Below are 21,932 nucleotides of genomic sequence, written 5' to 3' on the forward strand. Positions count from 1 at the left end.
CTCCGGGTTACTGCACGACAACCGGGACGGTACGCACCGTGCCCTGGCTGCTGCGGATGGTGGCGGTCGGGTTGGCGTTCGGCACGACGGTGGTGCTGTTGGACACCACCAGCCGCCAGCGTCCGGTCACCGGCACCGTGGTGGTGCCGAGGGTCACCAGGCCACTCGGCGTGGTCACTTGCACGGTGATGGTGTTGCCAGTGGTCACCGAGGACGTGCCCGAGATATCCCAGTTGAAGCGGTTATTGGAGCGGGCCTGAACCACCGCGGCGGTGACCGCGAAGGTTTCCTGGGCTGGTCGCGGCGACACTTGCACGCTCACCGTCGCCTGCCCCGACAACGCACCCAGCGAATCGCGGATGGCATAGCTGAAGCTGGTACTGAACGCGGTGGTGACGGTGGCCGGTGGGGTGTAGGTGACCTGATTGCCGGTGATTGCCACGCTGCCGCGTCCTGCGGGTGGCTGGCTGACGCTGGCGATTTCCAGCGGCAGGTTGCCTTCCGGGTCGCCGTCGTTGGCCAGCACGTCGATGGCCAGCGGTACGCCGAGGGTGGCGACGCTGTCGTTGACCGGCACGGGCGGCTGGTTCGGCGCGACCGCGATGGTCACCGTGGCCACCGCAGACTTCAGGCCTTTGTTGTCCTGGGCGCGGTAGCTGAAGGTGGCCTGCATTGGCGCGTTGACCACGGCGGGCGGGGTGTAGGTCACCGAGGTGCTGCCATTCAGCACCACGCTGCCCTGGCCGTTGGCCGGCTGGGTGAGGTCGGCGATGCTCAGCGGCAGGTCACCGTCCGGGTCGCTGTCGTTGGCCACCAGATTGAGGGTCAACGGCACGCCGAAGCTGGTGCTGCCGCTGTCGGCTACCGCCAGCGGGGCCTGATTGGCCACCGGCACTGGCGCGCTGCCGACCACTTGCACCGGCTCGCTGTCGCTGCCGCCGGCGGCGGATTTGATGGTCACGCTGGCCGGTGGTTGCGCCAGGTCATTGACCGTCAGGGTCTGCACGGTGCCGGACTTGGACAGGCGGCCGTAGCCCTGGGCGACCAGATCCGGCACCAGCACTTCGTCGCTGGAACTGGCCTGCAGGGTCAGGCGTTTGTTGGCCCAGTCATAGCGCGCGGTCTGGATCTTCACCACGTCACTGAGCTTGCTCGACAGCGAGGTCGGCCGGGTTGTGCCGGTCGGGCTGCTGGCTGTGAGCACCACCACGGCAGGCGGGGCGCCGGGCATCAGCCGTTGGCTGAAGAACAGGCCATTGTTGTCCGCGAGCAAGTTGTACTGGCAGGGCGACGGCGGGGTGCCGGGCACCAGCGCGACGCTTTCGCGCAGGCACAGGCTGGCGCTGTTGGCCGAGCGGGCGAACACTTCGACGCGGCTGCCGGCGGCGGTGCGCCGGTAGGTGGCGCGGTCCAGTTCGGCGGCGGTCTGGGTGCGGGCGTCCAGCACTTTGCCGGAGACGCTGAACAGGTTGGTCTGGATCGTCCCGGCCGGGCCCTGGATACGCACGAAGTTGGTGTTGTTGGGGCTGCCGGTCACCGCTTCGGTGAGGTTCGGGTCGCCGACATAGGTTTCCGACGCCCCGGTGTCCGGGTTGATCTCGGTGTACGGCCCGTTGACGCTGCGCAGGAACGGCCCGATCGCGCCGTTCAAGGCGCCACTGAAATCGCCCGGCGCGCCGATGCCGATATCACGGGTGATGTTGATCGCGCGGCGCCCGCCGTTGCCACGGTGACGGTTTCGACGCCGTAGGGGTGGGTCACGGTGTAGGTGCCGGCAGTGGGCACCGCGGCGCGGATGCGGATGCGGGCGAAGCTCTGCTGGTCGCCGTCCACCGGGTTCTCGGCGGCAAACGCGGCTTCGATACCGGCGACATAGACCTCCAGCTCATACCCGCTGTTGCCCACGGCGGGAATCGAGGTCTCGGCCAGGAACCAGAACATCTCCGGCGGCCAGTTGTCGGGGAACACCAGCGGCAGGGCGTCGTCGTAGATGCCCGGCTCCGGGAGTAAGGTGCACATGTAGTTGGGCGGGGTGGCCGCCGGCAGCCGCGAACTGGCGGCGCGCGACTGGCACAGCTCCAGCGACAGGTCGCCGTCGTCCTGGTACCACATCGGGTAGCGCCCGGTGGCCAAGGTGTAAGGGCCGGGATCGACCGCGGCGAGTCCGGCCCAGGCGCTGTTGCCGAGGGTCAGGGTCAGTCCGGCGGCACACAGCGCCAGGCGGGGCCATCTGTTCATGTTGCCTCCTGCGGCGGGTCTTGGCGTGAATGCGTTCATGGCAGGATCACCACTTCTTCGCTGTCGCTGCCGCCATTGCTGCTGGTGACCGTGACGGTCGCCGGCGGAATCGGCGACAGGCCGGTGGTCAGGGTTTTCACCGCGCCTTCGCCACCCAGCGCACCGATGGCGGCGCCATGGCCGGTGTGGGCGGTGAGGGTGGGTGGGGTGACTTCATCGCTGGTCGCGGCAATCAGGGTCAGTTGCCCGGAGCCAAGGCTGTACTCGGCGCGCTGGATCGTGACCAGGTCCACCAGCGGCAGGCTGGCAGTGGTCGGCGTACTGCTGGGGATCGCCGGGGTGTTGTCGGCCGCCACGGTGAGCAGCGCCGGCAGGGTCGGATTGAGCGCCGACTGCGCGTACCAGGCACCGGTGTGGTTGGCCTCGCTCAGCGGCAGGTTAGGGCTCTGACTGGTCAAGGTGACTGTGGCCGGCTGTGGCGGGGCCTGGACGAACACGTCTTGCTGGGCCACCGGGTTGCCGTTGACCGTGCGCCGCGAGTAGGTGCTGCGCTGCGGGATCAGCGGGGTGGGCCGGTTGACGCTGGACAGCTTGCCGGACACCGAGAACACCTCGGTGCGCAGGTCCAGGCCGTTGGGCCCTTCGATGCGCACGTAGTTGGTGTTGAACGGGCTGCCGGTGACGGCTTCTTCCAGGTTCGGGTCGCCGATGAAGCGCTCGCTGGCGCCGGTCAGCGGGTTGGTTTCGCTGTAGGGGCCGTTGACGCTGCGCAGGAACGGTCCGACATCGCCTTTCAGCGCGCCGTTGTAGGTCTGCGGCGCACCGATGCCGATGTCCCGGGTCATGTTGATCGCCCGGCGTCCGGCGACCGGCACATCGAACACATCGACGCCGTAGGGATGGGTGATCACGTAGGTGCCCGGCGCGGCCACATCGACGCGGATGCGCACCCGGGCAAAGCTGACCTGATCGCCGTCCACCGGCTCTTCGGCGGCAAAAGCGGCTTCGATTGCCGTGCCGAAGCTCAGGTCGATACCGCGGGCGGCATCGACCAGGGCAGCATCGGCGGTAAACCAGAAGGCTTCATCGGGGAAATTGCTGGGGAAGTTGATCGCCTGGGTGTCGTCGAACACCCCGGGGGTGGGCAGCAGGGTGCACATGTACGAAGGCGCCGCGGCGGTGCCGGGCACCCGCGAGCTGACCGCCTTGGACAGGCACAGGTCGAGAACCCGGCCATGGCTGTCCTGATCCCAGGCGGCGAAACCGCCGGTGGCGTGCAGGTAAGGGCCCGGGTCGACATCGAACAGCGCCGCCTGGGCGGGCGCCTGGAGCAGGCCGGCCAGAACCAGCAAAGCCAGCGGATGAGGCGTTGGACGGTGCATGAGCGTATTCCTCTTGCAAGCGGGCCCAGGAAATTGGGTCGTCTGCACGAGCATCGGCAACATCCGTACCAGCGCGACGAAAGCCTTGCCGCGCGTGGCCTGCAGCGGATTTCCCCGGGTTTCCCCACTGCCGTCTGGCGGGGCACTGGCCCCAGCATTGGGGAATGTGGCGTGGGGCAGATTCCGCATTCATGGCATTGCGCTATACCTAAAGGCATCCGCCCGGGGATTCGCCATGACCCTGCAGCCGCCCGCCGCCCAATCGTTGGAAACTGCCGCCCTCGACGGTGAAGGCGAGCGCCCGGCATTCAACCTGCTGCGCTGGTACGCGGTGGTGAGCCTGGCGGTGATTCTCAGCGTGGCGATTGGCCTGGGCCTGGTGTCCAGCCGCTTCATCATCAACGAGAGCGTCGAGCGCGACGCGCTGCTCACCGCGCAGTTCATCCAGTCCATCGCCGAGGCGGAGGTGCGCCACGTCGCGGTGCCGAACATCCGCACCATGGGCGAACTGCTCGACCCGCGGCTGGACGCCTCGTTCAGCATCGTGCCGGCGCAGGTCCGGCAGATGGCCCGCTGGGAATTCCTCGACCATATCGCCCACTTGCCGGACATGCTCCTGGCCAATATCTACGCACCAGACCGCATGGTGATCTGGTCCAGCAACCCGGCGCTAGTGGGGCGCATGATCGAGTCCGACGACGACCTCGAACGGGCTTTCGATTACAAGATGCGCGTCTCGGCCAGCTACCACGACATCGATGACGCCCGCTCCGAACAGAAATTTCTGGTGCCGCCGCAGCGCCTGTTCATCGAGAACTACATCCCGCTGTTCGACGCCAGCGGCGAGCAGGTCACCGCCATGGTGGAAATCTACAAGGAGCCCCGCGATCTGATCGCACGGATCGAACGCGGCTTGCTGTTGCTCTGGCTCGGCACTGCGCTGGGTGCCAGCGCGGTGTATTTCGGGCTGTTCCTGATCGTGCGGCGTGCGGCCAGGGTGCTGGCGGCGCAGCACAAGCAATTGGTGAACAACGAAACCTACGTGGCGCTGGGCGAGATGTCCTCGGCGGTGGCCCACAGCCTGCGCAACCCGCTGGCGAGCATCCGTTCCAGCGCTGAACTGGCCCAGGAGTTCGACGACGGTGCGGCGCAAAAGAACATCGACGACATCATCGGCCAGGTCGATCGCATGTCGCACTGGGTCCGCGAGCTGCTGCAATCGCTACGCCCACTCAGCGACGAGGCCGAGCCGGTGGCGCTGGACGGCATCCTGCGCGAATGCGTGCAGGCGCATGCCGCGCAGATCATCCGGGCGCGAGTCCAGGTGGAACTGGACGACCTGAGCGGCATTCGCGTGCTGGGCCAGCCGGTGATGCTGGCGCAGGTGTTCAACAGTTTGATCAGCAACGCCCTGGAAGCCATGCCCGAAGGCGGGCGGCTCAGCATGCGGGTGCAGGCCCGCACGCGGCGTCTGGTAAGCGTGCGTCTGACCGATACCGGCAAGGGCATGAGCAGCCAGCAGCTGCGCATGGCCTTCAAACCGTTCTTCACCACCAAGCGCGGTGGGCTGGGCGTGGGCCTGGTGCTGGTGCGGCGGATTGTCGAGCGCTTTGGCGGCACGGTGAAACTGGGCAGCCGCGAGGGGCAGGGGACCTGGGTGACGGTGGCGTTGCGGCGGGTGAAAGGCTGATCCCGCTGACTGCAAAAAGGCAAATTGGCATCACCGTGCGTCGCACTGGCGGCACGGCAGATACGCGCCACGGAGTGGCTGGGCTATAAGTTCCTGACACGGGCATCCTGCGAGGAAGCAGTCCGATGGTGCTGAACAGCGATGACGCGGCCGTGACCGGCCCGCCCGATGCACGCCTTGCCCGGCACCAGCAGCCGTTCAACCTGCTGCGCTGGTTTTCGCTGGTCAGTCTGTTGATCATCGCTTCCGTGGCCGCTGCGCTGGGTTATGTCTCCACCCGGTTCGTGGTCAACGACAGCGTCGAACGCGACGCGATGCTCACCGCCCAGTTCATCCAGGCCATGGCCCAGGCCGAAGTGCGCCATGCGCGGATTCCCGCCAGCGTGACCATGGGCGAACTGCTCGACCCGCGACTGGACGCCCTGCACCCAGGCCTCGAAGCGTCGGTGGTGGCGGATGCGCGGATCGAGTTCCTCGACCATGTCGAGCACCTGCCCGACACGTTGCTGGCCAATGTCTACGCGCTGGACCGGACCATCGTCTGGTCGACCAATCCACAACTGATCGGCCGCAAGATCGAGGGCGATGACGATCTCGATGAGTCTTTCGCCTCGCGCACACCGGTGTCGGCCAGCTACCACAAGGCCGCCGACGAGCGCGAAGAGCAGCAGTTCGAACGCGAGCCGCGCTACCTGTTTATCGAAAACTACATCCCGATGTTCGACGCCTCGGGCACTCAGGTGGTGTCGATGGTCGAGGTGTACAAGGAACCCCAGGACCTGGTGCGGCGAATCCAGCGCGGCTACGTGCTGATCTGGAGCAGCAGCATCATTGGCGGCGTGCTGATTTACCTCGGGCTGTTCTGGATCGTCCGTCGCGGCGCCGCCATGCTCGCCTCGCAGCAACGCCGGCTGGTGGCCAGCGAAACCTTCGCCGCACTGGGCGAGATGTCCTCGGCGGTGGCCCACAGCCTGCGCAATCCGCTGGCCACCATCCGCTCCAGCGCCGAGCTGGCCCACGAGGTTGCCAGCGAGCCGGCGCAGAAGAACATCGCCGACATCATTGGCCAGGTCGATCGCATGTCGCGCTGGGTGCGGGAGTTGCTGGTGTCATTGCGCCCGGCCAGCGACGAGGCCGAAGCGGTGGACCTGCTCGGTGCGATCGACGATGCCCTGGCCAGTTTCGCCGGACAGATCGAGCGTTATCGGGTCGAGGTGGCGGTCAATACACCGTTGGCCGCCAGCGTGTCGATTCAGCCGATGCTGCTGACGCAGATCCTCAACAGCCTGTTCGCCAACGCCCTGGAAGCCATGCCCAAGGGCGGCCTGCTGGGGGTCGAGGTGACGCCGGAGCAGGGCGGGCGGCAATGGCGGATGGTCGTCAGTGACAGCGGCAAGGGCATGAGCCAGCAGCAGGAACGGATGGTCTTCAAACCGTTTTTCACCACCAAACAGGGCGGCCTCGGGGTCGGCCTGGTACTGGTCAAACGCATCATGGAACGATTCGGTGGCTCGGTCAGCCTGGCCAGCCGTGAGGAGGAAGGAACCCGTGTCAGCCTGATTTTCAATGTTGCCGGAGGGGACCATGGAACACAGCATCCTGCTGGTCGAGGACGATGAACTCCTTGCGCAGAACATCCAGACCTACCTTGAACGCAAGCAATTCGAGGTGACCGTCTGCCACAGCGCCGAAGACGCCCTGGAGCGCTTGCAGCATATCCAGCCCGACGCGGTGCTGACCGACAACTCGCTGCCCGGCATGAACGGTCACGAGTTGCTTCGGACCCTGGTTGCCCAGGCCCCGGAGCTGAAAGTCATCATGATGACCGGCTACGGCAACGTCGAAGACGCGGTGGCGGCGATGAAGGAGGGCGCTTTCCACTACCTGACCAAGCCAGTGGCCCTGGCCGAACTCAAACTGATGCTGGACAAGGCCCTGGCCACCGAGCGAATGGAACGGACCTTGTCGTTCTATCAGGAGCGCGAGGCGTCGAAATCCGGAATCCAGGCGTTGATCGGCGAATCGCCGGCGATGCTCGGGCTCAAGCACACCGTGCGGCAGTTGCTCGATGCCGAGCAGCGCATGACCGGTGGCGACCTGCCGCCGGTGCTGGTGGAAGGCGAAACCGGCACCGGCAAGGAACTGGTGGCCCGCGCCCTGCATTTCGACGGGCCGCGCAGCAAAGGGCCGTTTATCGAATTCAACTGCGCCTCGATTCCGGCCAACCTGCTGGAAGCCGAGCTGTTCGGCCATGAGAAAGGCGCGTTCACCGATGCCCGCGAGCGCCGGGTCGGCCTGGTCGAAGCGGCTGATGGTGGCACGCTGTTTCTCGACGAAATCGGCGAAATGGACCTGCTGCTGCAGGCCAAGCTGCTGAAACTGCTGGAAGACCGCACCATCCGCCGCATCGGCGCGGTCAAGGAGCGCAAGGTCAATTTGCGGATCATCAGCGCCACCAACTGCAACCTGGAGCAGATGGTGCAGCAGGGCAAGTTCCGCCGTGACCTGTTCTTTCGCTTGCGGATCATCTCGATCAAGGTGCCGCGGCTGTATGACCGTGGCGAGGACATCCTGATCCTGGCCCGGCATTTCCTCGCCCAGCATGCCAAGCGCTATGGCAAGGGGCCGTTGCGTTTCAGTGGTGAGGCCGAGGACCTGATGCTCAGTTATGGCTGGCCGGGGAACGTGCGCGAGCTGCGCAACATGCTGGAGCAGACGGTGTTGCTGGCCGGTAGCGATGTGATTGGGCCGCAGCAACTGAATGTCTGCCCGAGTCTGGTGGAAGAACCGTTGGCGATGCCTGCGGCCCCGACCTTCAACGCCCGGCCGCCGGCGGATCCGATGGAATCGATGAACCTGCCGGAAGTGGAGCGCGACATGGTGCGCAAGATGCTCGACCGCACCGACTGGAATGTCACCAAGTCGGCGCGGTTGTTGGGGTTGAGCCGGGATATGTTGCGTTACCGGATTGAAAAGCTGGGGCTGACCCGGCCGGATAAGCGGCAGTGGTGAAGATCTTATGCTGTGGGAGCGAGCTGTCTTTTGGGCCTGCGTTGCAGGCCTTCGCGAGCAAGCTCGCTCCCACAGGGTAGGTGTCAAGCTGGATATTTGAATACGACATCAGTTCACTGTGGGAGCGAGCTTGCTCGCGAAGGGCTGCAACGCAGCCCCAAAGACAGTTGCACCATCACTGCCCACTACCGGCCCCACCACCACCGGTATTGCTACCGCCAGTCCCATTGATCCCACCCTTGCCCACACCGTTTTCCGCCCCGGTGCCATCAATGGCATTAGGCTTGCTGCGATCAGTACCGTCAGTAGTCGCGCCACCCTGACGCCCCGGATCACTGCCCTGGGTACGCGGATCGGTACCGTTGGGCATCGGCACATCGGCGGCGTTGGTACCGACGCCCGAAGACGGCGGGTTCGGATTGGTCGGCCCGTTGTCAGCCAGGGCATGAGTGCCGAGCAGGGCGCTGAACAGCAGTATGGCAAAGGCAGAGCGCTTCATGGTCAAACTCCTTTTCACGGGGATACCTGGCATTGGGCCGCCTCCTCGCACAAGGGTGCGATCCAGATCATCCCCGCGGCGACCAGCGGCGCTTACTCGCGCCCGCGCATGAAGAAGCCCGCCACGTACTTGCGGAAGGTTTCGAGGCTCTTGAAGTCGGCATAGCGGCGGAAATTCTCCACCTCCGGCTCCGGCCCCAGCGGCTGTTCGGTCAGGGACACCGAGAGCACCCGGTCCTGGTCGGAGCTAAGCACCAGCTCATCCATCACCTGACCGCCAATCACCGGCCGGCGCATGATCACCCGCACGCCCTTGCTGGCCATCCAGTCGATCAGCGACACCAGCATTTTCAGCGGCTCGCGCTCTTCATCGCGGTACACCGGAAACAGGTGTCCGCGGGACAGCACCGGCACGCTGGCGACATGGATCAGTTCGTAGAAATGGCTGCCGGCGTTGGCCGGCGAGTAGATCGCCAGGGCCAGCAACGGCCCGGGCGTGCGACTGCCGCCCCAGAGCAGGTGGTGGCCCTGGAAGTCGAAGCCGTCTTCGCTGCGCTCGTTGTAGACCTTGCGCCCCTTGATCTGGCTGACGCAATCCAGCAGCAGGCCGTGGCGCCGGTGGTTGCCGAACACCGTGGATTCCCGCAGGCGCGCCTTGAGCATCATCATGTGCTTCATGTCGAGGCGGGTTTCCAGGTAGTTGCTGGCCGGCACCCGGTCGATCAACGGGTAGCGCCCGGCCACGCCGCGCAGCTCGGCGAACTGGCCGGTGAGGTCCTTTTTCAGGTGGGTGGCGTAGACGTTCAGGCCGCTGGCCTCGATCAGCGTCAGCAGCAACGACAGCAGGCGATGCTGCTCGCGCTTGTCACCCGCGCCGGCACCGGCGCTTGCGGACTCATCGCTGCCGGCGCGGCGAAAATCGCCAATCAGCCGCAGCGGGGTGTCCGGGGCCAGCCAGGCAGCGGGCGGGGTGTCGGGATTCTCGCTGTCGCCGGCTTCGCGCTCGTCCTTGCTGAACGGGCAGTCAGCGGCGTGCTCGGCGGTGCCGGGGTTGTTCTTCAGGAACAGCGTGCCGGTGTGGCTGTTGAGGGTGACGTTGAGCACCGGCATGGCTTTGGCCTGACAGTCACAGGCCAGCCAGTGACCGGCGGCGCGGACCTTCATCAGCAACTGGTTGGCCTGCAACAGGCGCGGGCCTTCCAGGGTGCCTCGGTTGAAACCGCGCAGAAGATCGTCTTCAGCGGGAGTGAGGGTGCGCACCAGGGTGGCGCTTTTTTCGATTATTCGCATTGCCCATTCCATGAGGGACTGCTTTGCAGCCCATCGCGCCGAACCGTCGCGATGGGCCGCTGAAGCGGTCCCGGCACACTATCAAAAAGCCGGCGATCAGCCACCAAACAACTTCGCTGCCCGGGCCCGGATTTCTTCCACCGAGAGGTCTTCCTTGTGGGTGGAAATGAACCACAGGTTACCGAACGGATCCTTCAAGGTGCCACTACGGTCGCCGTAAAACTGGTCCTGCACCGGATTGACCTCGGTGGCCCCGGCCTTGATCGCCTGGGCGTAACGGGCGTCGACGTCTTCGACGTAGAGGTGCAGCCCCACGGAAACACCGGGTTGCGACTGGCTGCTGACCAGTGCGGCTTGATCGCAGGGCTCGGCGAGCATGATCGACGAGTCGCCGATCTTCAGCTCGGCATGGCCGATGCGGCCGTCCGGGCCTTCGAGGCGGAACATCTCGACGGCGCCGAAGGCGGCCTTGTAGAAATCGATGGCGTGATGCGCGTCCTTGATGCCCAGGTACGGCGTGATGCTGTGGGCACCTTCGGGAATGGGTTTTGCGGTCATTGCGTGTTCCTCCTGTAGCCAATGCCAACGGACGACCCGGGCAAGATGCCCGGGCGTATCGCTGTATGTTTGTACAGGAATGGTAAAAGCGCAAATCCGTCGCCGCTTGCGCTGGACGGATGGTAAGCGATGCGCCAGACGGTCCTTAGAAAATGTAATCAGTGGTCAGGAAACTCGACTGGCGGTTGCGGATGATTTCGCTGATCAACTGCTTGTTGCTGTCCTGGAAGCGCGTGGCCACCAGCGTGCGGATGGAGAACACCCGCAGCGCGTCGTGGACCGAGAGGGTGCCTTCGGCGGAGTTCTTGCGGCCATTGAACGGGAACGTATCGGGACTGCGCTGGCATTGGGCGTTGATGTTGATCCGCCCGACCTGGTTGGCGAAGGTGTCCACCAGCCGGCCGATAGCCTCCGGGTCATTGCCGAACAGGCTCAGTTGCTGGCCAAAATCCGAGTCCAGCACGTAGTCGACCACCGTTTGCAGGTCGCTGTAGGGCACTACAGGCACCACCGGGCCGAATTGCTCTTCGTGGTAGACGCGCATCGCCGGGTTCACCGGGTAGAGCAGCGCCGGGTAGAAGAACGAGCCGCGGCTCTGCCCGCCACCGGGGTTGAGCACCTGCGCGCCCTGGCTGACGGCGTCGCTCACCAGGCCGTTGAGGTAATCGATCTTGCCCGGCTCCGGCAGCGGCGTCAGGGCCACGCCCGGGGTCCAGGGCATGCCGGGCTTGAGGGCGGCGAGTTTGGCCTGGAATTTTTCCAGGAAGCTGTCGACCACCTGTTCGTGGACGAAGAGGATCTTCAGCGCGGTGCAGCGCTGGCCGTTGAACGACAGCGCGCCGGTAATCGACTCGCTGACCGCGTTGTCGAGGTCGGCGTCGGGCAAGATGATGCCCGGGTTTTTCGCATCGAGGCCGAGGGCTGCGCGCAGGCGGTGCGGGCGCGGGTGGAGTTTTTTCAGGTCGCTGGCGGCCTTGTTGGTGCCGATGAAGGCGAACACGTCGATCTTGCCGCTGGCCATCAGTGCGCTGACGGTCTCACGGCCACGGCCATAAATGACGTTGATTACCCCGGCCGGGAAGCTGTCGCGGAAGGCTTCGAGCAGCGGCCGGATCAGCAGCACGCCGAACTTGGCCGGTTTGAACACCACGGTGTTGCCCATGATCAGCGCCGGGATCAGGGTGGTGAAGGTTTCGTTCAGCGGATAGTTGTAAGGGCCCATGCACAGCGCCACGCCCAGCGGGGTGCGGCGGATCTGGCCGAGGGTGTCTTGTTCCAGTTCGAAGCGGCTGGAGCGGCGGTCCAGCTCCTTGAGGGCGCCGATGGTGTCGACGATGTAATCGCAGGTGCGGTCGAATTCCTTTTCGGCGTCCTTGAGGTTCTTGCCGATTTCCCACATCAGCAGCTTGATCACCGCCTCGCGTTGCAGGCGCATGCGCCCGAGAAATCCTTCGACATGACGGATGCGCTCGGCCACGCGCATCGTCGGCCAGGCGCCGCGCCCCTTGTCGTAGGCGTGCACGGCGGCGTCCAGGGCGGTGAGGGCGGTGTCGGCATCGAGCAGCGGGGCGCTGCCGAGGATCACCTGGCGCTCTTCATTGCCTTCGCGCAGCCACACCGGGCTGCGCACGGTGGCCAGCGGGCCGTCCCAACGGCGCAGTTCGCCGTTGACCAGGTAATCGCGCTGCTCCAGCGGCTCACCCAGGCGGTACGCCTCGGGAATGTCCTCGGCAGTGGGAAACAGCGAATCCAGCAGACGATCCATGGCACGACACCTCTTTGTTCTTCGAATGGTGAAACGGATAGATGAAGCGTTTCAGCCGAGAATAAACCCAGGCCGCAAAAAAAAGCCAGCCCGCCTCAATATTGCCGTTCGTCCGCCGATAACCCGAGTAATTCGATGCAAGCAGCTCGGCGTATGACGACAAGAATTTTCGCCCTCGAAGCCCCCCGCAGCCTCCCCACCAGCGTGCGCTCTACCGCTTACCGCCTGCTTCCCATTGGCTTTGCCGTGATTGGCATCGGGCTGTCCATCGCCCTCGGCCGGCTGGACGTGCAGCGCCAGGAAAGCGAAATGATCGCGACGGCGAGCATGCGCCTGTCCGGTATCCGCGCCAGTCTGGAGGCGCAGATGCGCTCGGCGTTTGGCGAGACTGAAGGGATAGCACAGTTGCTCAGTGCCGACGGGGATATTTCGCCTGAGCATTTTCACGACATGGCGAGCCAGGCCATCGAGTCGGTGCGCTATATCCGCCATGTCTCGCTGGCGCCCAATGACGTCATCGCCGACGTCTACCCGCTGCACAACAACCAAAGCATCCTCGGCCTGAACTACCGGACGCTGCCGGAGCAATACCCGCTGGTGCAGCGTGCCCGCGACAGCGGCGAACCGGTGCTGGCGGGGCCGGTGCAGCTTTACCAGGGCGGACGGGCGCTGATCTACCGGCGTCCGGTGTTCCTCAAGGGCCACAAGGGTGTGCGCCTGTACTGGGGCAATGTCTCGGTGGTGGCGGATATCGACAGCCTGCTGCGCGCCTCCGGGGTTGGCGAGGACGCCAGCTTCCACCTGGCATTGCGTGGCGGTGACGGCGAAGGCGCGGCCGGGGCGATGATCTGGGGCGAGCCTGGGATGTTCAAGCAGCCCTCGGTGACGCTCAATGTCGATGTGCCCGGCGGCATCTGGCAACTGGCGGCGACCCCGCGTGAGGGCTGGTCGTCCATGAGCCTGTTCAGTTCGCCGCTGTTTCTGTTCGCCTTGGCCACCACCGGGCTGTTCAGCCTGTTCGTCGCCCAGTTGAACCGCAGCAACCGCCTGATCAACCTGCGTAACGGCGAACTCAAGCATTCCCAGGCGCAACTGGAACACCTGGCGCATTTCGATGCGGTCACCGGCCTGCCCAATCGCGTGCTGTTCCAACACCGCCTGCAACAGGCGCTGGCCGCGCCGAAGGTGCAACTGGCGGTGCTGGTGCTGGACATCGACGGCTTCAAGCTGGTCAACGACAGCCTCGGCCATGACCTTGGCGATCTGCTGCTGGCGCAGGCCGCGCAGCGGTTGAAGGACGGTGTCGGCATCGATGACACCATTTGCCGCCTTGGCGGTGACGAATTCGCCTTTATCCTCACCCGCATCAGTACCCCGGCACAGGCTTGCCAGGTGGTGGATGGCCTGCTGCGTGCCTTGCAGCAGCCGTTCGACCTCAAGGGCAACGCCGCGCTGGTCACCGGCAGCATCGGCATCGCCGTGGCCCCCGAACACGGGCACAGCGCCGAAAGCCTGCTGCGCCATGCCGACACTGCGATGTACGCGGCCAAGGAAAGCGGGCGCAATGCCTGGCGCCTGTACCACGGCGACATGACCGAGCGCCTGCAACAGCGCCTGTCCCTTGAACGGGCGCTGCGCCGCGCGCTGGAACAGCATGAATTCGAACTCTGGTACCAGCCGCGCATCGACCTGTTCAGCGGTCGGGTCGAAGGCGCCGAGGCGCTGCTGCGCTGGCGCGATCCGCAGAAGGGACTGGTCTCGCCGCTGGACTTCATTCCCCTGGCCGAGCGCACCGGGCTGATCATTCCGTTGGGTGAGCACGTGCTGGAACTGGTCTGCGCGCAGGTCCGCAAGTGGCGCGACCGCGAGCTGTTGCCCGGGCCGATCGCGATCAACGTGGCGGCCTTGCAGATCGAACGCAGTGATTATGTGCGCAGCCTGACCGAGGCCCTGGAGCGCCATGGCCTGAGCCCGAACCTGCTGGAAGTGGAGATCACCGAAAGCCTGCTGATGGAGAGCCAGCAGCATGCGTGTGATGTGTTGGCACGCTTGCAGAAACTCGGCGTAGCCACGGCTGTAGATGACTTCGGCACTGGTTACTCGTCTTTGGCGTACTTGAAATCGCTGCCGATCAACCACTTGAAGATCGACCGCGCCTTCATCAAGGACCTGCCCCATGGCGTCAACGATGTGGCGATCACCCGCGCGATCATCGACCTCGGCCATGCCCTGGGTTACCGCATCACTGCCGAAGGTATCGAGACCCACGCCCAGCATCAGTTCCTGCGCAATGCCGGCTGCGATCACGGCCAGGGCTACCTGATCGGCCGGCCGATGCCGGCCGACCTGTTCGAGCACTGGTTGGCGGGAGAGCGCTTTACCGCCGTCGAGTATTGAGTTCCCGGCCAGTGCGGCTGGCCGGGGCGGGTTACCAGCGGGTCTGGGTGCCGTCGGCGATGGCGCGGGTCAGGTCGTCCAGCAGTCTGCGCTGGTCGGCCTCGAACTGCAGACGCAGGCGATTGGCTTCGACCACGTAATCCCCCTCGTTCATCTCTCTTTCGGCGGTTTCCAGCAGCGTATCCGCCTGCTCCTGCAACTGTTCGAAATCGGCGGCATAGCGTCGGCGTAGATGGCTGACCCAGAAGGCATAGGCATATTCGCCGTCCGGCCGCTCGGCCAACAAGGCTGCGCGGCCAGCCATGGTGCTGGGGTCGAGCTCGCGCAGTTGTTCGTGGAGTTGCGTGGTCCAATTGGCGTCGAGCGATTCCAGCCGCCCGCCGGCGAGCCGGGTGTAGACGATTTCAATCGGCGTCGGTGCGAGGCGCATCGGCATATCGACAGAAACCCGTTGCAGCGTGCGGGCGCGGAAGATTTCGAACTCGAGTTCAGTGATGATCGGAAACCGCAGGCGCAGTGCATCGTTGACGGCCAGGTAACGAATAGCGCCTACCGCCACGCTGAGAACGTGTTCGGTCTGCTGGCGAGGAGTGAGTTGCAGCCCCGGAAACGCCACCTCTTCGCAGAGGTCGGCGGCCAGCTCGAACGACAGCAGGCTGCGGGCATCGACGCTGGTCGCAGATTCCATTGCCCTGGGCGTCTCCAGCCAGCGCAACATGACCCAGATTCGACGTCGCGTGGTGGTCGGGGCTGTCTGGAACACGTTGCTCCCGACCAGCTCCCGCAAGTCGCGACGATACTGCAGCGGCATCAGGCGACTGACCCGTTCCCAGCACGCCATGATCTGCGTACTGGCGCCGAGCAGCAGTTCTTCGTAGTCCGCCGCCGAGACCATCAGGTCGATGCCGGTTTCCCGAAAGTGCGCCTCGATCCGCTCGACCGTAGCCGCGCTGAGCTGGTTCTGCTCAAGGCTCAGGGCCAACTGCGCCGCCTCGCTCATCCCCAGCGGCTCGGGCAGGTCGGCGATCTGGTTGGCGCCCATTTCGAGGTGTTCCAGGTTATCCGCCAGGTCAAGGCCGGCCGGGAACTCGTGCAGATCGGTGTCGAACAGCCCAAGGTCGCGCATCGCCAGGAGCCGGGTGATGTCCGGAGGGGTTTCGAGCGGGTTGCCGGCGAGGTTGAGCACCTGCAGGCTGGTGCATTGCTCCAGGGCCGCCTGCGACGCCGGGCTCCAGGTGATCTGGTTGTCGGTCATTTCCAGGGTGGTCAAGCGCGGTCCGAGCCCTTCGGGCATGTGGCGCAGGCGCATAGACGCCGCCCACAGGCAGCGCAGCCCGGGCAACTGGCGGGTCAGCAAGACGGGAATGCCCTGGAGTTCGTTGCTGTCCAGGCTCAGTTCACTGACATGCGCAAAGCCCTCGGCCAGATGGGGAAAGTCCGTGAAGTCAGTATCGACCAGGTTCAATGCGGACAGGTCGAGCACTGACGGGATGGCGGTCTGGCGTTGCCAGTTGTCGAGCAGGGCGTCGCGGATACGGGTGCGCGCGGGCCGGTTGTCGGCCCATTGGCCGAGCGTGGTGCGCAGGTATTCGAGTTGGCGCTCCAGCGCGCGCAGTTCCAGGTGCGGGGGCCGGGCAGAGGCCCGCCATTGATCCAGTTGTATTTCCGCAGAGGCGTCGCTGGCGCGCGGGTACAGCCGACGGTAGCGGGTGATCAGCAGATTGCCGCTGGTGCTCGGCAGCGGGTACACGTCCGGTCGGTCGGTGCCGCCGAACAGACGGCCATCGTCAGTCCAGCCGTAATCGTGCCCGGACCACAGCCAGCGCTGGGTGCTTTCACGGTCCGCCAGGGCGTGTTCGGCTATTCGTGCCTTGAGCGCCTCGGCGTCGCCGCTGAACTCGGGCATGACCTGGGCCAGCGCCGCGAACAGGTCTTCGGTGACCGCCAGTGGCTGGTCGTTGAGTACCGGGCGATAGCCATCGGCGGTTTTCACGATCAGGCGCAAGTCGCCGGCCTGACGTTCGCCGGCCCGTTCGAGTAGCGGACCGGAAGGCCCACCGTTGCGCAGTTCGAGCCGGGTGTTGGCGGGCCAGGCGCTTTCCCGCGGCAGACTCCAGAGGGTCAGGCGGTCGCTGGCAGTGCAGCGCCGTCGCGGCAGGTAAAGGCCTTCGAGCGCGGCGTCGAGACGGTCCTCGGCCGGTACGTCGCCGCGCAAGCGCTGCGCGGTGTCGATCAATCGGGTGGGGGCAGGGGCCCTTCGCAGGTAGATATCCAGCAGTTCATCGCGGCTGATGCCACTGACCCGGCTGGCGATTTCCAGTTCCTGGTCGCTGTACGCCTCGACCTGATGGCCGATGCGCCGCAGCAGCGTGCGCCGCGACCAGTCCAGCGGCGATTCGTGCGCCGCGAGCCAGGCGCCCTGGTCGTTGTGCTCGACGATCGGCCGGAAGGCGTACGGGTCGTCGGGGTGGACGATTTGCCAGCGCTGGCCGTCGGCATGCGGCGCTATCTGGTAATGCGCATCGTCCAGCGGCAGCAGGTGATTCGCGTCCACAACCCGTTTGCCCAGCGGGTCGAGGGGAATGTCGGTTGGCGGTGCGGGCACCTGGTAGGGCGTCAGGTCGGCGTTCCACAACCGGGGAGTGCCATCGGGGCGCATGACCTCCAGCCACTTGCCGGTGAAGGTGTTGGCGTAGTGAAACGCCACGCCCCCGCCCACCGCCATGACCCCGTCCAGGGCCACGGCCTTGACGCTGGCCAGCGCCGCGTCGATATCGCCATGGCGCCAGGACTTCACCCCTTCGTAGACGGTGTCGAGGACCTGGGCGACGAACACCAGGGTCATCAATTGCCCGGCGGCGGGGATGAAGAACGCGGCGACGCCCAGCAGGTTGAGCCCGCGTGACTCCCAGTCGTGCAAGCGTTGCTGGCGCGCCGCTTCGTCGGCGTCGGCGCTGGGCACCGCCAGTTGCCGGGCCTCGTTGAGCAGGCGACGGTGGTGGCGGTCTTGCAGGTAGCCGAACAGCTCGCCGTCAATGCCGTTCTCGCTCCAGCGCAGGTCGGTGTCGGCGGCCGCCTGCCAAACGCTGTCGCGATCGGCCGGCAGGGTTTGCCCGGTGAGGTTGCGCTGCAGGACGCTGGCGAAGTGTGGCGCGTTGTCATGCTGGATAAAGCGCATGAAGCGCTGGCGGAAGGCCGGCTGGCACAGGCGCCGAACCAGATCGCGCTGGCAGGCGCCGAGCGTGGGATAACGGGTCAGCGCGCCATCCTCGACCCCGGGCAGGTACAGCATCACCGCCTCTGAGTCGCGGGCGGGGTAGATCAGCACCGCGTCGAGAATATCGATGTCAAACAGGTTCAGGCGCTGACAGCGCGGCGAGTGCGGGCTGGCAGTGTTTTCGGCGATCAGGCTCAGCACTGGATCGCAGTCATCGCGCAGGTTGTAGCAGATACGGGCGACCAACAGGTCCCGGTGAAACTGCAGCTTGCGCACCTCGATGCCCAGGTCTCGAACTTGCGTGCGCCCCAGCACGCCATCCAGATGCTGCTGGTAGCGCTGGCCGAGGTCCAGGACATGGCATTCCTGGGCAAATTGTTGCGCCGTGAAGGGCAGGCCCTTGTAGTGATAGCGCGGGTAACCCAGGTGGGAACCGACCACGAAATCACCGTCGATGGCCACGCTCTCCGGTTGCCACTCGAAGTCTTTCGGGAAGTTCTGCAGCGCTGCCTGCAACAGCGGTTCGACCACGTGGTTCAGCTCGGCCTGCATCAGCATCCAGTTCCAGTCGCGGCTGAAGCGCACCAGCTTCAGCCGGCTCAGATCGGCTTGCAGGTCAAACACACGGTGCAGGCGATCCTCAAGCAGCGGCGTGGCGAAATCGGTGATCAGCTTGAGGCCTTGCATGGCTTTGGCCAGGTCGAAGGTCGAGGCATGCAGGCGGCGTTGCAGCTGCTCGAACTCTTCGCGCAGCGCGGGCAGCGCATTGAGCAGCCAGGGCTGTTCGCTGTCATTGCTGAGGTACTCCAGGCGATTGATCTGTTCGGCGCTGAGGCGCTGGGTCCAGGCCGGCAGGCGTTCCTTGATCACCTGTTGGTGGAAGTCGGCGGCGGGCGAAACGGTGTGAGGGATTTGCGGCATGACGGGCGCTCCATGTGAGGGAGCGCAAGCACACCGCGAAGTGCGAATGGAGCGGTGGCAAATAGTTATCTATGGTTTGAGCAATAGCCCGTCACCCGAGGAAATCGACCATGGCCCTGATCAGCCGCGAAGTCTGGTGGTTCGAACCGCCCAAGCCCGGGCAGACCGAAGCCGACCTGCGTTGGGGTTTCCTGGAAATCCATAGCGATGGGCCGCCGCGTTTCGTCGATGAGCGTCCCACCGACCGGCAGATGGCCGAGCGCAAGAGTTGCCGGCATTTCCCGCAGATCGGCGAGGGCGAAGGCTGAGGGTCAGCTCCCCGCCAGCACCCGATAGCCCACCCGTGGCACTGTCTGCAGTTGCTGCTCCAGCAACCTTGCCAACGACTCTCCGGAACCCAGATAGGCATCGCCAAAATCATTGCTGCCCAAGGCGCTGGGGTGCGCCACCACTTCCAGCAAGCCGTGCCGTGGCGCGAGGCCGTCGCGCAGGTCCACCGGGGTGCAGACGTAGTCGGCGGTCGCGCCGGCCAGATGGCGCAAACGGCGGTTGAGCAAAGTCTTGAACACGCGCTTGGCCGGGCCGATGTTGCGCCCCAGGTTGCGCGCGAGCCTCACCGGTACGCCCTCGCGGGCGGCGAAGCGGGCGACGATTTCGCCGATTGGCCAGATGTTGTGTACGTGCTGGTGCGAATCCAGGTGGCTGGGCAACAGGCCCAGGCTCAGGCAGTGCTGCCATTGCGCGAGCAGTTCCTGTTCCACCGCCTGGCGCGCGCGGCGTCCGAGCCAGAGGCTGTTGCGCGACAGCCTGAAGGCGAACTCACCGGCGGCGTTGCAGAACAACGGCTGCTCACGGATGGCGTCACTCAGCGGCTGGCCATGGCTGAGATTGAAATGCAGGCCGATGCGCCCGCGCAGCGCCGGCAGCCGGGCCAGTGCGCAGGCGCCGCGAAATGCCGGCATGTTGGCCATGGCCGTCGCCGAGCTGATCAGCCCGGCATTGAAGGCCCGCAGAATCACCGCATTGACGTGTTCACTGAGGCCGAAATCATCGGCGTTGACTATGACCTGGAAGGACATTCCGTGGCTCCTGTGGCGGGGCGGTGTGGGGCTGGCGGGTGTTCGGTGGCGGGCATCTTCGGTTGCCGGCCCGGCCTGTTTGAGCGTAGCCACGGCTGGCAGTGGCGCCACAGGCGCAGTGCCAGGCCCAGGCCCAGGCCCGATACCCGCCAGCTATAGAAACTGTGGCGCAGGTGCTCGACCTGGCCGCTCATGCGTTCATGCAGTTGGTGGCTGGAGTTCTCCAGGCTGACCCGTGAGGCGTCGATCCACTGCCAGCCATCGTCCAGGCCCCAGTCGATCCACTCCTGCAACAACACCCGGCCACTGCCCAAGTCCGCGTGTTGCGGCAGGAAGGCCAGGTTGTAGTCGTACAGCCGGCCCTGTTCCAGAAGGCCGAGGCGGTAGCTGATGCACTGGCCGTGCAGTTCCAGCACCACCAGGCGCACGCGGCCTTCGCCGGCCAGCGCGCTGAGGGCCTGGGTCATCCAGGCGCGGGAGGCGGGGGTACTGAAGATGCCGACGCCGTCGTCGCCTTTCCAGCTGGCGTCTTCCACCTTGGCGATGCGCGCGAGCCAATCGCTCGCGTTATCGGCATCCAGCACCACGCGGCGAACCTGTGCGTCGCAGGCGGCGATGCGCTTGCGCGCGCGACGCAGTTTGTAGCGCGGATCACCGCTGACTTCCTGGCGGTCGGCCGCGCTGAGTTGATGCACCGGCACATTGCAGGCACGGCGCCGTTCGTAGGTCGAACTGCGCCAGCCCCAGTGCAGCAACCACGGCTCGCCCTGGGTGACTTCGTTCAGTTGCAGCAGGGCGTGGGGCAGGTGCCGGCGAACCTCGCGCAGCACCTGGGGTGCGTCGCTCTCGGGCAGGTCGATGAGCAGGCCGATACGGTCGCTCAGCGGATAACCCAGGTGGCGCACCACGCGCAAGGTCAGCGGCCCGACCCGCCAGGGCATGCGCACCAGCGGCAGGCACAGGCACAGGTGGTCGCGGTCGAAGCCGAGCAGCACCTGCAAGCTGTGTCCCGGCTCCAGTGCCGCCTCGGCCGCGCGCAACCAGCCGAGGCTGTTGAACGGCGTGGCCTGGGGCAGGCGCTGGCGCAGTTGTTCGTAGGCCTGCGCCGGGAAGGCGGGCGCGTCCAGCGAGTCGAGCCAGCTCAGGCGCAGGCCCATCTCAGGCCACCCCTACAGAAGGCGCCACGGTTGCGGGCTTGCGCAGCGCGGCCAGGCGCGAGCCTTCGTAGCGGCTCTGGCGAAAGAACTTCCAGCGCCCGAACAGGCAATAGACGTGGGTGACCCGGCCCTGCTCGGCGTAGCCCATGCGCAGGTGCAGCTTCAGCGCCGGGATATTGTGGCTTTCGCAGACATCCACCACCTTGTCGCAGCCCTGTTTGCTCATGGCCTTCCACAGGTTCAGTTGCAGGTCTACCGACAGCGTGGTGCCCCAGTACGCGCGGGTCAGCTCGCCGCCGAACTCGAAGAACTCACCGCTGTTCACCGGGAACCAGCAGCCGTAGTAGTGATGGTCGTGGTAGTCCCGCGGGCAGCCCCAGATAAAGGCCACCGCATGGCCTTCGGGGTCGCGGTGGATGATCCCGGTATGACCTTCGGCGAGCAGCTCGCGCATGGTTTCCAGGCGATCGCCGAAGTAGCGCGCGAAGGCATGGATGTTTTGCACGGTGATCTGTTCGGCCTGGGTCGGGCTGCTGGGCTTGAGATTGTGGGGCGGTACCGGGCTGACCAGGTCGCGCTCCATCCAGAGCAGTTCCCAGTGGTAGAACATGTAGCGGTGCAATGCCGTTTGCAGGGTCGAGCGCAGTCCTTTGTGCCTGATGTGCGTTTGAAGCTGGTTCAGTACACGCATGATTGCCTCCAGAGGCGGGCAAGGCGGGTGGATCAGC

General features: G+C 65.5%; 14 protein-coding genes and 1 pseudogene. 5 read left to right on the forward strand and 10 right to left on the reverse strand.

All coding sequences use genetic code 11. From position 1 onward, the window contains the following. Positions 1 to 7: 7 nt before the first annotated feature. Together HWV67_RS04935 and HWV67_RS04940 are read right to left on the reverse strand one after the other, a co-directional pair. Positions 8 to 2,238 (reverse strand): annotated as a pseudogene (locus HWV67_RS04935) (Ig-like domain-containing protein). A 35-nt stretch (positions 2,239 to 2,273) separates the two neighbouring features. After that, on the reverse strand, positions 2,274 to 3,620 hold the full coding sequence (locus HWV67_RS04940; RefSeq protein WP_175650178.1) for a hypothetical protein: 1,347 nt from the start codon (positions 3,618 to 3,620) through the stop codon (positions 2,274 to 2,276). Between the two features lie 235 nt (positions 3,621 to 3,855). Here HWV67_RS04940 and HWV67_RS04945 point away from each other — a divergent pair, with 235 nt between their 5' ends. From HWV67_RS04945 to HWV67_RS04955, 3 genes are all read left to right on the forward strand, one after another. Beyond that, positions 3,856 to 5,310: a sensor histidine kinase gene (locus HWV67_RS04945; protein ID WP_175650179.1), complete on the forward strand. Its 1,455-nt coding sequence runs from the start codon at positions 3,856 to 3,858 to the stop codon at positions 5,308 to 5,310. A 125-nt stretch (positions 5,311 to 5,435) separates the two neighbouring features. Then, positions 5,436 to 6,929, forward strand: coding sequence for a sensor histidine kinase (locus HWV67_RS04950; protein WP_175650180.1), 1,494 nt, complete (start codon positions 5,436 to 5,438; stop codon positions 6,927 to 6,929). Beyond that, positions 6,895 to 8,322 carry a sigma-54-dependent transcriptional regulator gene (locus HWV67_RS04955; RefSeq protein WP_175650181.1) on the forward strand — a complete coding sequence of 476 codons (1,428 nt, stop codon included), beginning with the start codon at positions 6,895 to 6,897 and terminating at the stop codon, positions 8,320 to 8,322. Before HWV67_RS04950 ends, HWV67_RS04955 begins: the two co-directional genes overlap by 35 nt. A 175-nt stretch (positions 8,323 to 8,497) precedes the next feature. Here the strand turns inward: HWV67_RS04955 and HWV67_RS04960 are convergent, their stop codons facing one another. The 4 genes from HWV67_RS04960 to HWV67_RS04975 form a co-directional block, all read right to left on the reverse strand. Then, on the reverse strand, positions 8,498 to 8,821 hold the full coding sequence (locus HWV67_RS04960) for a hypothetical protein (protein WP_175650182.1): 324 nt from the start codon (positions 8,819 to 8,821) through the stop codon (positions 8,498 to 8,500). Between the two features lie 92 nt (positions 8,822 to 8,913). Then, a complete protein-coding gene (locus HWV67_RS04965; RefSeq protein ID WP_175650183.1) occupies positions 8,914 to 10,110 on the reverse strand; it encodes a hypothetical protein in 1,197 nt (398 codons plus the stop codon). A gap of 96 nt (positions 10,111 to 10,206) precedes the next feature. Continuing rightward, positions 10,207 to 10,668: a VOC family protein gene (locus tag HWV67_RS04970; RefSeq protein WP_175650184.1), complete on the reverse strand. Its 462-nt coding sequence runs from the start codon at positions 10,666 to 10,668 to the stop codon at positions 10,207 to 10,209. Between the two features lie 145 nt (positions 10,669 to 10,813). Next, the gene (locus tag HWV67_RS04975; RefSeq protein ID WP_175650185.1) at positions 10,814 to 12,433 is read right to left on the reverse strand and encodes an NADP-dependent glyceraldehyde-3-phosphate dehydrogenase; all 1,620 of its coding nucleotides are present in this window, start codon (positions 12,431 to 12,433) and stop codon (positions 10,814 to 10,816) included. A 153-nt stretch (positions 12,434 to 12,586) separates the two neighbouring features. Here HWV67_RS04975 and HWV67_RS04980 point away from each other — a divergent pair, with 153 nt between their 5' ends. After that, entirely contained in the window at positions 12,587 to 14,830 is a 2,244-nt protein-coding gene (locus HWV67_RS04980; protein ID WP_175650186.1) for a bifunctional diguanylate cyclase/phosphodiesterase, read from the forward strand. A gap of 31 nt (positions 14,831 to 14,861) precedes the next feature. Here HWV67_RS04980 and HWV67_RS04985 read toward each other — a convergent pair whose 3' ends face one another. After that, positions 14,862 to 18,968, reverse strand: a complete 4,107-nt coding sequence (locus HWV67_RS04985) for a dermonecrotic toxin domain-containing protein (protein ID WP_175650187.1) — start codon at positions 18,966 to 18,968, stop codon at positions 14,862 to 14,864. A gap of 110 nt (positions 18,969 to 19,078) precedes the next feature. Between HWV67_RS04985 and HWV67_RS04990 the strand changes: the two genes are divergently transcribed. Then, the gene (locus HWV67_RS04990) at positions 19,079 to 19,276 is read left to right on the forward strand and encodes a hypothetical protein (RefSeq protein ID WP_175650188.1); all 198 of its coding nucleotides are present in this window, start codon (positions 19,079 to 19,081) and stop codon (positions 19,274 to 19,276) included. 3 nt (positions 19,277 to 19,279) lie between these two features. On the opposite strand, the gene HWV67_RS04995 is transcribed toward HWV67_RS04990, so the two are convergent. Genes HWV67_RS04995 through HWV67_RS05005 form a run of 3 tightly spaced genes read right to left on the reverse strand, consistent with a single transcriptional unit; the run spans position 19,280 to position 21,895 of the window. After that, the gene (locus HWV67_RS04995; protein WP_175650189.1) at positions 19,280 to 20,047 is read right to left on the reverse strand and encodes a ChbG/HpnK family deacetylase; all 768 of its coding nucleotides are present in this window, start codon (positions 20,045 to 20,047) and stop codon (positions 19,280 to 19,282) included. Further along, positions 20,029 to 21,204: a GNAT family N-acetyltransferase gene (locus HWV67_RS05000; RefSeq protein ID WP_175650190.1), complete on the reverse strand. Its 1,176-nt coding sequence runs from the start codon at positions 21,202 to 21,204 to the stop codon at positions 20,029 to 20,031. Before HWV67_RS05000 ends, HWV67_RS04995 begins: the two co-directional genes overlap by 19 nt. A gap of 1 nt (position 21,205) precedes the next feature. Continuing rightward, positions 21,206 to 21,895 carry an N-acetyltransferase gene (locus HWV67_RS05005; protein ID WP_175650191.1) on the reverse strand — a complete coding sequence of 230 codons (690 nt, stop codon included), beginning with the start codon at positions 21,893 to 21,895 and terminating at the stop codon, positions 21,206 to 21,208. Between the last annotated feature and the right edge of the window lie 37 nt (positions 21,896 to 21,932).

This window comes from Pseudomonas sp. Marseille-P9899, from assembly GCF_903166565.1.
In the GTDB taxonomy this organism is placed as follows: Bacteria; Pseudomonadota; Gammaproteobacteria; order Pseudomonadales; family Pseudomonadaceae; genus Aquipseudomonas; species Aquipseudomonas huaxiensis.

Bases quoted from the DNA above. Each gene is read 5' to 3' on its own strand.
- HWV67_RS04975 (WP_175650185.1), bottom strand. From the start codon at position 12,433: ATGGATCGTCTGCTGGATTCGCTGTTTCCCACTGCCGAGGACATTCCC.
- HWV67_RS04960 (WP_175650182.1), bottom strand. From the start codon at position 8,821: ATGAAGCGCTCTGCCTTTGCCATACTGCTGTTCAGCGCCCTGCTCGGC.
- HWV67_RS04955 (WP_175650181.1), top strand. From the start codon at position 6,895: ATGGAACACAGCATCCTGCTGGTCGAGGACGATGAACTCCTTGCGCAG.
- HWV67_RS04970 (WP_175650184.1), bottom strand. From the start codon at position 10,668: ATGACCGCAAAACCCATTCCCGAAGGTGCCCACAGCATCACGCCGTAC.
- HWV67_RS04985 (WP_175650187.1), bottom strand. From the start codon at position 18,968: ATGCCGCAAATCCCTCACACCGTTTCGCCCGCCGCCGACTTCCACCAA.
- HWV67_RS04950 (WP_175650180.1), top strand. From the start codon at position 5,436: ATGGTGCTGAACAGCGATGACGCGGCCGTGACCGGCCCGCCCGATGCA.
- HWV67_RS05000 (WP_175650190.1), bottom strand. From the start codon at position 21,204: ATGGGCCTGCGCCTGAGCTGGCTCGACTCGCTGGACGCGCCCGCCTTC.
- HWV67_RS04940 (WP_175650178.1), bottom strand. From the start codon at position 3,620: ATGCACCGTCCAACGCCTCATCCGCTGGCTTTGCTGGTTCTGGCCGGC.
- HWV67_RS04945 (WP_175650179.1), top strand. From the start codon at position 3,856: ATGACCCTGCAGCCGCCCGCCGCCCAATCGTTGGAAACTGCCGCCCTC.
- HWV67_RS04965 (WP_175650183.1), bottom strand. From the start codon at position 10,110: ATGCGAATAATCGAAAAAAGCGCCACCCTGGTGCGCACCCTCACTCCC.
- HWV67_RS05005 (WP_175650191.1), bottom strand. From the start codon at position 21,895: ATGCGTGTACTGAACCAGCTTCAAACGCACATCAGGCACAAAGGACTG.
- HWV67_RS04980 (WP_175650186.1), top strand. From the start codon at position 12,587: ATGACGACAAGAATTTTCGCCCTCGAAGCCCCCCGCAGCCTCCCCACC.
- HWV67_RS04995 (WP_175650189.1), bottom strand. From the start codon at position 20,047: ATGTCCTTCCAGGTCATAGTCAACGCCGATGATTTCGGCCTCAGTGAA.
- HWV67_RS04990 (WP_175650188.1), top strand. From the start codon at position 19,079: ATGGCCCTGATCAGCCGCGAAGTCTGGTGGTTCGAACCGCCCAAGCCC.